The organism is Salicibibacter cibarius (assembly GCF_016495725.1).
GTDB classification, from domain to species: Bacteria; Bacillota; Bacilli; order Bacillales; family Marinococcaceae; genus Salicibibacter; species Salicibibacter cibarius.
The window spans coordinates 947,044-961,577 of record NZ_CP054705.1; the positions used below are offsets into that span (position 1 = coordinate 947,044).

Here is a 14,534-nt window from a genome sequence, read left to right on the forward strand (position 1 = left end):
TATAGTCATTAAATTCATACATGTTTTTTAATTCTTTTGCTTTTTGCTTGCCTCTCATTTTTACAATGGAATAACAGGCGGTAATAAAGCAAAAAGCGGAGGGGGACGTACTATTATGAAAATTCTTTTAATTGGTGCAAATGGACAAATCGGAACACATCTTGTCGATCAGCTGCAGAACAGTGATAAACATACGGTAAAAGCAATGGTCAGAAAGGAAGAGCAGGTAGAGGAGCTGAAGCAATCAGGTGTAGAAGCTGTTTTGGGTGATCTGGAAGGCAGTGTGGACGGGCTTGTTAAAGTGGCTAAAGGCTGTGAAGCAGTTATTTTCACAGCTGGTTCAGGAGGTCACACCGGTCCGGATAAAACCATGATAATTGATTTGGATGGGGCTATTAAATCGATGGAAGCTGCTGAGCAAACTGGTGCAAAGCGCTTTGTAATGGTTAGCGCCATCCACAGAAATAAAAGGAAGTACTGGTCGGATAAACTTGTCCATTATTCAGCAGCAAAGCATTATGCCGATAGATTCCTGCAGGCAAGTAACTTGAACCATACAATTCTTCGTCCGGGTGGTCTGTTAAATGAACCAGGTACAGGCAAAATTAAGGCAGGGAACTACGTGGAGAGAGATACGATACCGCGAGAAGATGTGGCACAGACTGCCATTGCAGCCTTGGATGAAGAAAGCACTTATAAACGTGCATTTGATCTTGTTACAGGTAAGACAGGAATAAGAGAGGCGTTAAAAAACATCTAGATGTATATTTACAACCTTCTGAGAATCTAGCAAATGCCTGAAGCCTGAAAAGTTTTAACCAATCGGTATTCTGCCATAGGTCATGGTAGAGGGTGAAGCGATGAATATCTTTCTATATAAACATCAAAGAAGGATCAAGCACCAGATTTACTAATATTACGCTTCTTGGGCAGCAGGGGTCCAAAAGGCATTGGACTTAGAAACAACCCTTCCGATTACGATGTTGTTTGATCTTAAACGGTTCATTAAAATGGCCATTTTCAAATAGTCTTGGGGGGAATCACGATGCCAATCACCAAAGTATCGGACTATATCGAACATGAAAACTATGACTTCATGTCACCGGAAGTCGTTGCTAATGCCAAAAAATGCTTACTGGATTTTATCGCTGCGTCATTTGCCGGTTATCAGAATAATGCATCAACCATTGCGCTTAATTCGGCGAGTTGGCTAGGAGGGGAAGGATCTTGCACGGTACTAGGAAAGGAAAATAAAGCGTCCCCTTTTGCTGCAACATTTGCTAATGCAACTTTGTCAAGTTGTATGGATATCGATGATGGACACCGACAAGCGGTGGGCCATCCCGGTTGTATGGTTATTCCCCCTGCGTTGGCGTACGGAGAACTCATTCAAAACGGTTCCGGGAAGCATTTAATTACAGCCATTGTCGCAGGCTATGAGGTTGGAATTAGATGTGGGATCGTGATGAACGCAAAACATGAACAGCAATTTTTCGGCTCCGGGGGTTGGGCACATTTTGGTTCTGCGGCAGGGGCAGCAAAAATGAAAGGACTGTCAGGGGAACCGCTTTTCCATTCGTTGACGATTGGTGAAGTTTACGGTCCAACCGCACAATGCGAGAAATCAATTGCCGCGGGTTCGATGACAAAGGAGAGTGTTGGTTGGGGAGCTACTACAGGGCTTATGAGTGTACAACTGGCGGAATCTGGATTTACAGGACCCGATAACATTTTAATGGATTATGATGACGGGGTTAAAGAAGTTTTTCAAACATTAGGAGACATTTATGAAATAAAAAACATTTATTTTAAGCAGTACCCTGCGTGCAAATGGGCGCATTCACCGATTACAGCTGCAAGCCATATTAAGGAAGCATTCAATCCGAATTGGGATGAAGTTGATGAGATAATTATCGAAACATTTAGTAAAGCTGTAACCCTTAGCCATATATTGCCGGAAACATCGGAATCTGCACAATATAGCATTCCATTCACTGTCGCAACAGCTTTACGTTATGGGACAGTCGAACCTTATCACGTATCTGAAGATCATTTAAACAATGAAGATATTCATCATATGGCGAAAAAAATCCGTATAACACAAGTAGATGAACTCGAAAAAGATTTCCCCGAAAAAAGACCGGCGCGGTTAAAAGTTAAAATGAATGACGGGAAAGTATTTGAAAAAGAAGTACACATTGTTAAAGGTGATGCGGAGAATCCTCTTTCTTTGGAAGACCTAATAGTGAAGTTTGAGATGTGTACCAAAGATCATATCGCTGATAATCGCAGGTTAAAAATAATTGACATGGTTCTAAATTTGGAAAAATTAAAGGACATAAAAGAACTGACAAGCTTACTAAAGTGATTAGCGAGTAAGTTTCGTGTTTGTTATAAAAGAATAGCGGTTTGCCCTGCCTTTTTAGTTATTAAATCACTCGAGTTTCGCACCCTGATAAATCAATAAAAAAACACCATGAAAATGGATGAAAAAACGTAAAAAACCCGCATGAACACAGGGCTTTTGGTATAATTAAGGTACCAATCCAAATCATGCCAAAAGGACGTGTTATCATGCGGGGAAAAACCAAAGAGATTGAAAAAGTGATTCAAACTCATAGTTTTTCAATTGATTCAATTATAAGGGATGTTATGAAAACGTTCAACTTTCGTTCCCTTTGTCACAAGGTCGGATTCAAGAAAGAGCAAGGATATCCGGTTGCAGATATCATCACCTTACTATTGGTGTTTCCACTGATGCTTTTGAACAGCGTCAATGCCTTCTACAAAAGTGGATACAAACAGGTCACCAAAATGCAAAAGGATACGATTTATCGCTTGAAAAACCACGCCCGGATGCCTTGGCGCAACCTGCTTCTTCATGTGTCTAAGCAGTTTCAATCTTTGGTTAACCCTGATCAGGACGTGGACGATAAGTCGGCTTTTATCTTTGATGATACGATGGACGAGCGTGTTGGCCGCCGGATTGAAGAGGTTTCTTACGTCCACGACCATGTGACCGGACGCAAGAAATCCAAAGCAACGCTCGGGTTCAAAAATCTCACCATGGGACTCTTTGATGGGAAAAGCTTTAACCCGCTTGATTTCAGTCTTCATTCTGAAAAGAAGCTATACAAGAAACAGCGGAAAGAGCAATATCAAAAGAAGCGTGATCCTCGCTCAAACGGTGCCAAGCGCAAGAAGGAATGCGATGTCGACAAAATCACGAATGCGATACGTATGCTCAAAAGAGCGGTGAAGCACGGTTTCAAAGCCAAGTATGTTCTCGTAGACAGTTGGTTTGCCAGCAAGGACTTTATCCGCACGTGCAGAGGGGTCAAAGATGGAGCGATGCACGTCATTTGTGCTGTCCGCAAGGACTGGAGAAAGTACCGTTACCAAGGGAAAGACATGCATGCGAAGGAACTGCTGAAAACCCTGAAAAGCGAAGGAAAAGAAAAACGTTGCCGCAAACGCAATACGCGTTATTATGAAGTCACCGTCTACTATCCCGGGATCGATGAAACCGTCAAATTGTTTTTTTGCCGCTTTCCGTACCAAAAAGAGTGGCGACTGTATCTCTCTACAGATATCAGCTTATCATTCATTGAAACCATGGACATTTATTCGGTTCGTTGGACGATCGAAGTTTTTTTCAGAGAGACGAAACAGCACCTTCGTCTGGGGAAATGCCAATCCCAAGATTTCGACGCGCAAATCGCCCATGTAACAACCACCTACATCCTGTATGCCTTTTTGTCTTATTTCCGACGAGTCAACGATTACGAAACCTTGGGAGGGTTATTTGAAGAGATGAAAGACGACATGGTGGAGAAAAATATGGCACAACGGTTATGGGAAATGTTTGATGAGCTCCTGGACGTGATTATCGCAGCCACCTCAGAATCAGGAGCGGTCGATATTCATGCCTTTAAGACGTCTGAGGAATACCAATACATCAAAACCCTTTTTGAAGACTCATTTTTGGGCCATCAGCTATTTGACGACGATAATGTCGCTTAAAGAGCGAAAATGGAATTTCGATGAAAACACTGTCATACAAGGGCCTTAGGCAGCAATATACACGCTGAATCCCTTGTTATTTGGGGTGCGAAACTCGAGTAAATCAGTTTATTGTCGGCCATATATTTTATCGGTCAATGCCATCTCACGCTGAATACTCCTCCGAGAGGACGACAAACCTGAAAGTAAAATAAAACTTTGGAGGGCTCCTTAATTCACGAAGCTATATGATTAAGATCAAATTAAGAAAGATACCAGAGGTTGAAAAAAGAATTAATCTAATAAAAAGGCGCTGTTTAAAATTATGTTCGACATATTGGTAAGTGCTTACCTTAAGCTACACAATCCTTCACAATATGTGTATATCCCAATAGAAAGCTGTAGTTTTGTTTGATTATACGGGGGGTGAGCATCTGGCAGAAGGTTTGGAGGAGATAGATGATGTTCGATTCAGGAATTATCTTATCAACTTCATAAAACTTAATCGTTGAAGGGGTGAATGCCTTGATGAAAATCAAGGTTGAGAATTTGACCAAGGTATTTGGGAAAAGGCCGGAACGGGCCATCTCTCTTTTGAAAGAAAACAAGTCGAAAGGAGAAATTCTCGAAGAAACAGGCCTTACCGTCGGTGTAAACAAAGCATCATTTGACGTTCAAGATGGTGAAGTGTTTGTGATTATGGGCTTGTCGGGGAGCGGAAAATCAACGCTCGTGCGTTTGCTCAACCGTTTGATCGAACCGACATCAGGTGCTGTCTACTTAAATGATGACAACTTGGCGGAAATGAACGAAAAAAAATTGCGGACGATTCGCCGCCGGGACATGAGCATGGTGTTTCAGAAATTTGGCCTCTTCCCTTTTCGAACGATTCAAAGCAATGTGGAGTATGGGTTGGAAGTACAGGGATTTGAACGGGAGGAAAGAAGTAAAAAAGCGGGTGATGCCCTGAAGCTCGTTGGCTTGGAAGGGTATGAAAACATGTATCCCGAAGAATTATCGGGCGGGATGCAGCAACGTGTAGGACTTGCCCGCGCCCTGGCCAATGATCCGGAAATTCTTCTTATGGATGAAGCATTTTCGGCGCTCGATCCTTTAATCCGAAAAGACATGCAAGATGAACTGATGGATTTGCAGGAAAACATGAAGAAAACGATTATATTTATCACGCACGATTTGGATGAAGCACTCAGGATTGGAGATCGGATTACGATTATGAAAGACGGAGCCATCGTACAAATCGGAACTCCGGAAGAAATTCTTACGAATCCGGCCGATGAGTACGTTGAGAAATTCGTAGAAGATGTAGACCGTTCAAAAGTATTCACGGCACAAAATGTCATGACGAGACCTGAAACCGTCCAGCCGGAACGGGAAGGCCCGCGCGTCGCTTTGCAGCGCATGCGCAATTCAGGCATCTCAAGCATTTATGCCATTAAACGCGACCGGGAACTGATAGGGATTGTCCACGCGGACGAATTATCCCAACTCGTGGATGAAGGAGTCGATGATTTCAAGGGTGTTATCCACAATGATGTGCTGAGAGTAGAACTTGAAACACCCGTTACCGAAGTGATCGATCTTATTAAAAACAGCAAAGTGCCCGCGGCGGTTGTCCAAGACGGGAAGCTTCGCGGCATTATCGTGAGAAGCTCAGTGCTTGGTGCCCTGGCAGGAGGAGAGGTGAATGTCAATGGATCTGTTTCCGAGCCTTTCTCTAGCTGATTGGATTGAAAGCTTCGTTGATTGGTTAACGAACGCGGATGTGATATTTGATTCAATTGATGCTTTAATCGCTTGGATCCTGAGCGCTTTAACGACGATTATGGACATTGTGCCTATTCCGGTTGTGATTATTGGGATTCCCCTTCTTACCTTTTTCTTTGCCGGCAGGAAGATTGGTTTAAGTCTGTTCGTCTTTTTCGGCTTATTGCTTATCGATAATCTCCAATTTTGGAATGACATGATTCTTATGCTTTCCATCGTGCTGGCAGCGACATTTATTTCCGTTTTGGTCGGGATACCGATTGGCATTTGGATGTCAAAAAGCAGGACGGTTGAAGCAATCATTAAACCGATCCTGGACTTCATGCAGACATTGCCGCAGTTCGTTTATTTGATTCCGGCGGTTGCCTTTTTCGGGATCGGCATGGTGCCGGGGGTTATTGCATCTGTCATCTTTGGAATGCCTCCAACGATACGTTTAACGAATTTAGGCATTCGGGAAGTATCTTCAGAGGTTACTGAAGCCGCGGACGCGTTTGGCTCCACACCGTCGCAAAAACTATATAAAGTGCAACTTCCCATGGCCAAGACAACGATTATGGCCGGGGTCAACCAAACGATAATGTTATCCTTATCAATGGTTGTCATAGCCTCGATGATCGGTGCTGACGGCCTCGGGGATGTTGTCTATACAGCCGTCGGACGAAATGATGTGGGCAGTGGTTTCGAAGCCGGTATCGCGATCGTTGTCGTGGCGATCATTCTTGACCGCTTAACCGCCGGTTTTCAACTCAAAAAGAAAAAATAGAACATTTCTTCCCTGCCGCTGGCAGCGCGCAGGGGGGTTAATTAACATAATAGAAAGGGAGAGGTGTCAGTCGATGATTAAGCACTGGAAACGTCTCGGTATTGCCACCGGACTTTCGCTTACACTCGTTGCCGCCGGTTGCGGTGCAGACAATGAGGATATGACTCAAGCCGATGAAAGTGGAGATGCGGAAGAAGAAAACTACGCGGAAGAAATGGATTACACTATCGTCGGTATTGATCCAGGTGCTGGAATTATGGAAAGAGCGGATCAAGCTTTAGAAGATTATGATCTTGCGGAGTGGAATTTACAAACGAGTTCAGAAGAAGCCATGATAGCGGCATTGGAAGACGCGATTGATAATGAAGAACCGATTGTCGTGACCGGATGGGGTCCTCACTGGAAATTCGTAGACCATGACCTTAAATATCTTGATGACCCGGAGCTTTCATTTGGAGAAGCTCAAGACATTCATACGCTCGCTCGGGAAGAGATGCAGGAGGATTTTCCGGAAGCCTATGAAATACTGGAAACTTTTGAGTGGACAGCTGAGGACTTGGAAGAAATCATGTATGAAATGAACCAAGGGGTGGATGAGATTGAAGCGGCGCAAAATTGGATTGATGAGAACGAAGATGTGGTCGCGAGTTGGACGGAAGGTGTGGACGAAGTCGACGGCGAAATATTCGAAATTGTTCATGGCCCTTGGGGAACGGACCTTGCAGCGGCCTACGTGATGCTCCTTGTACTTGAAGACATGGGGTATGACGTTGAATTGACTAATGTGGAATCGATCCATATGTACACAGCCATAGGAAATGGTGATGTAGACGCCATGCTTACTTCATGGTTGCCGGATTCACACGCAACGTTTTACGAACAAGTGGAAGGTGAAGTTGAAGATTTAGGTCCAAATATAGAAGAGGGGGCTCCTTTAGGGTTAGTTGTGCCGGAATATATGGATATTGATTCTATTGAAGATCTTCAAGAAGAATAGAAAAAATCCCAAGGATGGACATTCTTGGGATTGTCAAGTTTGATTTTAGTAGATAAGAAAGTATAAATTAACTTTCTTACCTGCATAAGTGCAACTAAGGGTTTTGCCATAAAAGCTTGACGAAAAGCCAAGTTTTCTAAGAAAAGAATGTAAATGGGTGATTAGATTCGTCATTGAACTTTTTTGATACTTTTAATCATTCCAACATGCATCCCTTCGTGATACAAGGTGAAATTCAAAATCTCACCGACTGTTGAGAGGGACATAAATGGTTCCGCTGCTTCATCATCCAGTTGCCCGGACAATGCTTGCTTCAATTTTTCCGGCTGCTCTTCAAGACTTTGTTGTATTTCGTCGAGCGTCGGGACTTCACCTTCCCAATCGGCGGGCTTTGTTCCCGGGGCGAACAATTCTAAGTAGCGAGAGGGTGTTTCAATATTTTTACCGCCGTAATTTGAAAGTAGAACGTTTTGAACGGTGTAGGTGTGGCCCAGGTTCCAACGGATCGTGTTATTAAACCCCTCGGGCATTTGATCTGCCTGTTGTTCGGATAAGCCGTCTAATTCATTCAAGGTACTTTGCCTAACCATGTTGATCTGCTGGAAAATTTGTTCTTCGGTCATTTTTGCATCGTCCTTTCTTTTGCATCATAGATAGGGTTCTTTTACTATAGATACCCTTGATGTGATAGATGTTAAACATATATTGGGATCTCCTATTAATAAATGCCGAAACTTGCAAGAATAATTGCCGGAATGACCGACAAAATTGGAATAATAACCGATACTACAGCGATATCCTTGTAAGATTCTTTATGGGACATACCGGTGACGATAAGGATCGTTAAGATCGCCCCGTTATGGGGGAGTGAATCGAGCCCCGCCGAAGACAATGATGCAATTCTGTGAAAAGCTTCCGGATCTATACCAGTGGCTTGTGCCGCCGACATATAAGTGTCACTTAGCGCTTCCATCGCTATGCCCAAGCCCCCGGAGGCTGAACCGGTGGCTCCCGCCAATACGTTGGCGGCAAAGGCTTGAGATACTAACGGATTTCCGGGAACATTTAAAATAATATCGGAAAGTTGAGCAAACCCGGGAACATTTTGCACAACTGTTCCAAACCCAACAGCCGCGCTTGTGTTAATAATAGCCAAGACGGAACCACTGGCTCCTTCATTCATGGCTGTAACGAACCCTCTGTATTTTTGAATGCATAAAAGTAAATTCAATACGATTCCCGATAATAAGGCAACGATAATGTCAAATTGCAAAATATTCAACGTGATGACAACGGTAAAAAGCGGCAGAATGGATATTAAAAAGGGGGGTGGCGTTTTTTTGATTGTATTTTCTTCTTCTTTTTTCTGCGGGGGCTCGGTGTACGTTTCACCTGCCTGTATTATTTTTTTCTCTCGCCATTTTAAATACGTGTAGCCGGTAATGGCCATAAAAGCGCCCGCGGTTAACCCCATGATGGGAGCCGCTGTTGCAGTCGTCCCATAGTAATCCGTGGGGATTAAGTTTTGGATTTGCGGGGTTCCAGGGAGAGCAACCATGGCAAATGTGAGTGTCCCAAACGCAAGCGTCGCTGGCATTAATCGTCGAGGCAGATTCGCTTCTTTAAACATGGCCAACGCAAGGGGATAAACGGCAAATGCGACGACGAATACACTAATGCCGCCGTACGCAAGGACTGCGCACGAGATTGATACGCCGAGAATCGCGCGTTTTGCACCGAGAACGTTGATAATGCCGGTGGCAATTGATTGTGCCATGCCAGTGTATTCCATCAGTTTACCGAAAACCGCGCCCAGCATAAACACCGGGAACCACTCTTTGGCAAAATCAACAAACCCACCCATATATGTGTTCGTATAGGCGTCCAACAAGTCAAGGCCACCGGTGATTGCCACGATACCGGCGCATATCGGGGCGATCCAGATGATGGACCATCCCCGATATGCCAGAATCATTAAAAGAATTAAACCGAGGAGTATGCCAAGCATGAAAAAACCCCTTTTTTCTATGGAATGTAAATCTATGTCGTTTTGGATGAATATTGGTAATGATATGCTTGTTGATATAAATCAATGATTTCGTCTTTTGTCGGGGTTTTGGGATTGTTGGCGGGGCTGCCACTCATGAGGGCGTCGTCCGCCATTTTTGGTAACACGCGTTCAAATTCTTCCTTTTCGATTCCCCAGTCGCCTAAATTGGGAATGTTCAAATGCTCGCAAAGGGCAAGAATATGATCGACGAGGCGATTTGCGCCTTCGCTTTCCGGCACATCTTTTAATTCTGGATAGACGTGACAGGCCAAATCATGTAAGCGTTCTTGACAAGCATCCTTACTATATTCCAACACGACGGGCAACAGCATGGCGTTGGAGATGCCATGGGGCACATGAAAAAGGGCGCCGATCGGTCTCGACATACCATGAACAAGACAGACAGAAGCGTTGGAAAAAGCCATCCCGGCTTGCATTGAAGCAAACATGGTATGGGATCGGGCGGTTCTGTCATCGCCATCGTTATAGGCGTCTTTCAAATTTTCCATGATTAATTGGAAAGAAGAGCGTGCAAGCTGGTCTGTGAATGGATGGGCGCATTTGGATATATACGCTTCCAATGCGTGTGTTAAAGAATCAATGCCGACAGCCGCTGTTGTGTTTTTCGGTGTGGAAAGGGTAAGAAGTGGGTCAACGATCGCGATCTTAGGCATAAACGCTGGTTGTTTGATCATCATTTTAATGCCGTTTTTTTCATTTGTAATGACCGTGGCATCAGTCGCTTCAGAGCCGGTTCCGCCAGTTGTCGGAATGGCAATGAGAGGAAGCGCTTCGTTTTCGGCGATCGTTTTTCCGTTGATGTAATCGCTTACAGATCCACCATTCGTCATGACAACTGCAACAGCCTTTGCCGTGTCGATGCTACTACCGCCGCCGATGCTTACAATCAGGTCGCATGCATGTTCTCTGCAAATAAACAACGCCTCGTCAACATACGTATCGGTAGGCTCCGATTCCACCCCCAAATACGTCACGACATCAACACCCGCTTCTTCCAATAACCGGTGACAAAGAGAGACATTCCCCAATTCGTTCATAACCGGATCGCTGATCAAGAGTGCCCGACTGCCTTCTAGATGGGCAATGTCTCCAACTTGTTTCAAACTGTTTTCCCCATAGACGGCTTGTCGCGGAAAATGCATAGAATGCATGGTGATCACCTTTCTTTCATAAAATTCGTATCCTTTATATATGCAATTTCTGTGCCGTTACGAGTCATGTTGTGTTTAGACACGTATACAACAATAGATTGAAAGGGCATGGACAGTTTTGTTCCACAGTAGTGTCTATACAGTTATACAGTTATCCGTCTAATGTTTTTACATGGCCTGAAATAATTAGAAGGTTGAAGGGCATTTTCGGTTACCGTATACAGAAATCCGGCATGAAGGTGTGTCGTTATTTCTTTATTTATGAAAAGTCACTTTTTCTAATGTGTGGCATGGAGTTTGCATAAGAAAATGATGACATTGTTTATATGAGGAGGTCACCGATGAACGTTCAAGATTTAATTGCACCGGCCCAGTATAATATTGCTGATGCGGTAGAGAAATTCGCAGAAGGCCCTAACCGTACGGCAATTCGTTGGAAGAGTGAAAAGGGAGACACTCGAGAAGTTTCTTATTCGGCGTTGGCCGCAAAAACAAATCAATACGCGCAAGTGTTACGGCGTTCCGGGCTGGAAAAAGGGGACAGAGTTTTAATTATCCTGCCTCGAATTCCTGAGGCCTACATCACTTACCTTGCTTGCCTCAAAGCCGGTTTGGTTGCCATTCCATGCTCCGAAATGCTTCGAAAAAAAGATCTGGAATTTCGAATGGAACACTCTGGAGCGAGAGGGATTGTGGCTTATGATCAGGCAATTGCCGAAGTCAATGCCATCGAGGGCGGTCATGAAGCACTCGAGCGGAGGTTTATCATTGGACAAAAGGTTGATGGCTGGTCCTCGATCGAAGAATTCGCCGAGAAAGAAAACGAACAATACGAGGGTGAAAAAACATCGAGAGATGATATGGCTTTCCTTTCCTATACGTCCGGGACAACGGGAAACCCCAAAGGTGTCGCCCACACGCATGGATGGGGTTATGCCCATGTAGAGACTGCTGCAAAAAAATGGTTGAACGTGAAGGAAGGAGACCTCGTTTGGGCAACGGCCGCCCCCGGATGGCAGAAGTGGGTCTGGAGCCCTTTCTTGTCAACGATCAGCCTTGGAGCGACAGCATTTGTTTATCACGGAGGTTTTAATCCGGACACTTATTTACAGTTATTAGAAAAGGAAAAAATCGAAATATTATGCTGTACGCCCACTGAATATCGTTTGATGGTAAGTGTCGATGATCTTAAAAGCTATGATCTTTCGAATCTGAAGAGCGCGGTTTCTGCAGGCGAACCTCTCAATCGTCCCGTGATTGACGCTTTTCAACGAGCCTTTGATATTAATGTTCGTGATGGGTACGGCCAAACCGAAAACACGTTGCTCGTGAGCATTCAGGAAGGTATGGAAATCAAACCGGGGTCTATGGGTAAACCAACACCGGGCAATCAAGTCGCGGTTATTAATGAAGATGGCGTACCTTGCCATACAGGGGAAGTGGGAGACATCGCCGTTCATAAAGATTCCCCGGCGCTTTTTAAGGCATACTACCGTGACCCGGAACGAACGAAAGCCACATATCGAGGGGATTGGTACCTAACCGGAGACCAAGCCTACCAGGATGAAGATGACTATTTTTGGTTCGTAGGCAGAAGTGACGATATTATCATTAGTTCCGGTTACACGATTGGCCCATTTGAAGTAGAGGATGCTTTAGTCAAACACGATGCAGTAAAAGAATGTGCGGTCGTTGGGGTCCCCGATGAAATCAGGGGCAATATTGTCAAAGCGTATGTTGTGCTCCGGGATTCCGAAAGCATTGGCAATAAGGAAGAACTTGTTAGCGAATTGCAGGACCATACCAAACGGTTGACCGCTCCCTATAAATATCCGAGAAAAATTGAATTTATTGATGAACTGCCCAAAACGACCTCCGGAAAAATCAGGCGCATCTCACTTAGAAATGAAGCAAAAGAGACGACATGATGAATTGTTAAAGTCGCCATGTTGTTTTAGTATAATGGTAGTAAGCGCTTACAATTTTAAAAAGTGAGGGGTCGGTGCAAATGATTTCAAATGATCACGTCAAGCAATGGATGAATCTACAGCCGGTAACATTGTCTAAGGAAGATACGCTCCCGGAAACGCTTGTGCTTTTCTCGGAAATCACAGACAAGGAATTGCCTGTCGTGGAAGATGGTCATTTGCTTGGGGTCGTTACTTTGCAAGATTGTGTGGCGCATTTGGACGAAGGAAAAGTCTCTGCGATTATGAAAACCGATTATAACGCGGTCAGCCATGATTTTTCATTAAATGATAAAAAAACGTCAGAACGGCCGCTCTATGTCCTTCATGAAAAAAACGGCGCCTTGGAAGGCGTGGTCGGGCACGAGGAAATGATTGCTTATTACGAATACGTACGGGAGCAGGAAAAAGATGCCAGGCAAACGATTGAATGGTTGAAACTTGGGTTCGACACGGCATACGAAGGAGTTGCCATCGTTGATGAAAAAGGGATTATACAACTGTTTAACGAAGCATACAGCCGCTATGTCGGAGTGAGCAAAGAAGAAGCACTGGGAAGGCCGGCAGCGGATGTTATCGAAAATTCACGTTTACCGGCCGTGTTAAAAACAGGCGTTCCCGAACGAAGCCAACCACACCGATTACAAGGGCAAGAATTGGTCGTGCATCGGTTGCCGATCTGGAAGGACGGCAGAGTGATCGGCGCGGTCGGAATTTTGGTTTATGAAGGTATTTCCGAGATCCGCCAAGTCCTTCAAAGGATGGAACGATTACAGACAATAGACAAACAATCTGACAAGCAAATGAGCCGAGAACCGACCGCCCAAGGGCCGATACATTTTGATGATATTATCGGTGAAAGCCCCGGGATTTCGAAAATAAAAAGGATCGGAAGGAAGGCCTCTAAAGCAAAAGCAACGGTTTTAATAACGGGGGAATCAGGCGTTGGGAAAGAGCCATTTGCCCGTGCCATTCATGAAGATGGAAACAGAACCAATGGTCCTTTCGTGGCCGTAAACTGTGCGGCGATCCCCGAAAACCTTTTGGAATCGGAATTATTTGGGTATGTGCAAGGGGCGTTTACCGGGACACGCAATAACGGCAAGCCGGGTAAAGTCGAACTGGCAAGTGGAGGAACTTTATTTTTGGATGAAATCGGGGATATGCCCCTTACGACGCAAGCAAAAATTTTACGGGTTCTGCAGGAAAAAGAAGTGGACCGCGTGGGAGGAACCAACCCGATCCCCGTTGATTTTCGCCTTATCGCGGCGACGAATAAAGATTTAAAAAAACAGATGGAAGAAGATAAATTCCGGGAAGATTTATTTTATCGCCTTCACGTGATACCGCTTCATATCCCGCCTTTAAGGGATCGGAAACAGGATATTCCTTTAATTATTGCCGATCGGCTGCCGAAATTAAGTGAGGAAAACGAAACGCAGGAAACGACGATTGAAAAAGAAGTCTTGGAAAGGATGTTTCAATACGATTGGCCGGGGAATGTGCGAGAGTTGTTAAATGTTTTAGAGCAAATGTTCCATTTATGCGAGGATGATCACATTCGACTCGAAGATCTTCCGGATGGTTTCAGTGAACACAATCAAGTGTCTGAATCTTTAAGTGAATGGCAGGAAAGAAAACAAAAGCAGGAAGAAAGATTTGAACGAAAACAGATCGAGAAGGTTTTGGGAGAAGTAGATGGCAATAAATCAAAGGCAGCGAAACGTTTAGGGATCTCTCGTGCGACGTTATATAATAAACTTTCCCGTTTTTCGTGACGGTTTGGAAGTATGGC

General features: G+C 44.5%; 11 protein-coding genes. 8 read left to right on the forward strand and 3 right to left on the reverse strand.

Translation table 11 applies throughout. From position 1 onward, the window contains the following. Window positions 1-115 precede the first annotated feature (115 nt). From HUG15_RS04810 to HUG15_RS04835, 6 genes are all read left to right on the forward strand, one after another. Complete coding sequence (locus tag HUG15_RS04810) at window positions 116-760, forward strand: SDR family oxidoreductase (RefSeq protein ID WP_200127488.1); 645 nt, start codon at window positions 116-118, stop codon at window positions 758-760. Window positions 761-1,045: 285 nt separating this feature from the next. After that, on the forward strand, window positions 1,046-2,368 hold the full coding sequence (locus tag HUG15_RS04815; protein ID WP_200127490.1) for an MmgE/PrpD family protein: 1,323 nt from the start codon (window positions 1,046-1,048) through the stop codon (window positions 2,366-2,368). A 206-nt stretch (window positions 2,369-2,574) separates the two neighbouring features. Continuing rightward, window positions 2,575-4,023: an IS4 family transposase gene (locus tag HUG15_RS04820; protein ID WP_200127492.1), complete on the forward strand. Its 1,449-nt coding sequence runs from the start codon at window positions 2,575-2,577 to the stop codon at window positions 4,021-4,023. 504 nt (window positions 4,024-4,527) lie between these two features. Next, the gene (locus tag HUG15_RS04825) at window positions 4,528-5,745 is read left to right on the forward strand and encodes a quaternary amine ABC transporter ATP-binding protein (RefSeq protein WP_246516498.1); all 1,218 of its coding nucleotides are present in this window, start codon (window positions 4,528-4,530) and stop codon (window positions 5,743-5,745) included. Further along, a complete protein-coding gene (locus HUG15_RS04830) occupies window positions 5,714-6,553 on the forward strand; it encodes an ABC transporter permease (protein WP_200128843.1) in 840 nt (279 codons plus the stop codon). The genes HUG15_RS04825 and HUG15_RS04830 overlap by 32 nt, the downstream gene beginning before the upstream one ends. A 73-nt stretch (window positions 6,554-6,626) precedes the next feature. Further along, window positions 6,627-7,550, forward strand: coding sequence for a glycine betaine ABC transporter substrate-binding protein (locus tag HUG15_RS04835; RefSeq protein WP_200127494.1), 924 nt, complete (start codon window positions 6,627-6,629; stop codon window positions 7,548-7,550). Between the two features lie 170 nt (window positions 7,551-7,720). Here HUG15_RS04835 and HUG15_RS04840 read toward each other — a convergent pair whose 3' ends face one another. The 3 genes from HUG15_RS04840 to HUG15_RS04850 all read right to left on the reverse strand — a co-directional run bounded on the left by HUG15_RS04840 (window position 7,721) and on the right by HUG15_RS04850 (window position 10,772). After that, on the reverse strand, window positions 7,721-8,173 hold the full coding sequence (locus HUG15_RS04840) for a DinB family protein (RefSeq protein ID WP_200127495.1): 453 nt from the start codon (window positions 8,171-8,173) through the stop codon (window positions 7,721-7,723). 95 nt (window positions 8,174-8,268) lie between these two features. Beyond that, window positions 8,269-9,558 carry a GntP family permease gene (locus HUG15_RS04845; RefSeq protein WP_200127496.1) on the reverse strand — a complete coding sequence of 430 codons (1,290 nt, stop codon included), beginning with the start codon at window positions 9,556-9,558 and terminating at the stop codon, window positions 8,269-8,271. Window positions 9,559-9,590: 32 nt separating this feature from the next. Further along, on the reverse strand, window positions 9,591-10,772 hold the full coding sequence (locus HUG15_RS04850; RefSeq protein ID WP_200127497.1) for an iron-containing alcohol dehydrogenase: 1,182 nt from the start codon (window positions 10,770-10,772) through the stop codon (window positions 9,591-9,593). Window positions 10,773-11,113: 341 nt separating this feature from the next. Here HUG15_RS04850 and mbcS point away from each other — a divergent pair, with 341 nt between their 5' ends. Both mbcS and HUG15_RS04860 read left to right on the forward strand, forming a co-directional pair. Then, entirely contained in the window at window positions 11,114-12,700 is a 1,587-nt protein-coding gene (gene mbcS / locus HUG15_RS04855) for an acyl-CoA synthetase MbcS (RefSeq protein ID WP_200127498.1), read from the forward strand. Window positions 12,701-12,780: 80 nt separating this feature from the next. Beyond that, window positions 12,781-14,517 carry a sigma 54-interacting transcriptional regulator gene (locus tag HUG15_RS04860; RefSeq protein ID WP_200127499.1) on the forward strand — a complete coding sequence of 579 codons (1,737 nt, stop codon included), beginning with the start codon at window positions 12,781-12,783 and terminating at the stop codon, window positions 14,515-14,517. Window positions 14,518-14,534 lie beyond the last annotated feature (17 nt).

Bases quoted from the DNA above. Each gene is read 5' to 3' on its own strand.
- HUG15_RS04810 (WP_200127488.1), top strand. From the start codon at position 116: ATGAAAATTCTTTTAATTGGTGCAAATGGACAAATCGGAACACATCTT.
- HUG15_RS04815 (WP_200127490.1), top strand. From the start codon at position 1,046: ATGCCAATCACCAAAGTATCGGACTATATCGAACATGAAAACTATGAC.
- HUG15_RS04820 (WP_200127492.1), top strand. From the start codon at position 2,575: ATGCGGGGAAAAACCAAAGAGATTGAAAAAGTGATTCAAACTCATAGT.
- HUG15_RS04830 (WP_200128843.1), top strand. From the start codon at position 5,714: ATGGATCTGTTTCCGAGCCTTTCTCTAGCTGATTGGATTGAAAGCTTC.
- HUG15_RS04835 (WP_200127494.1), top strand. From the start codon at position 6,627: ATGATTAAGCACTGGAAACGTCTCGGTATTGCCACCGGACTTTCGCTT.
- HUG15_RS04840 (WP_200127495.1), bottom strand. From the start codon at position 8,173: ATGACCGAAGAACAAATTTTCCAGCAGATCAACATGGTTAGGCAAAGT.
- HUG15_RS04845 (WP_200127496.1), bottom strand. From the start codon at position 9,558: ATGCTTGGCATACTCCTCGGTTTAATTCTTTTAATGATTCTGGCATAT.
- HUG15_RS04850 (WP_200127497.1), bottom strand. From the start codon at position 10,772: ATGCATTCTATGCATTTTCCGCGACAAGCCGTCTATGGGGAAAACAGT.
- mbcS (WP_200127498.1), top strand. From the start codon at position 11,114: ATGAACGTTCAAGATTTAATTGCACCGGCCCAGTATAATATTGCTGAT.
- HUG15_RS04860 (WP_200127499.1), top strand. From the start codon at position 12,781: ATGATTTCAAATGATCACGTCAAGCAATGGATGAATCTACAGCCGGTA.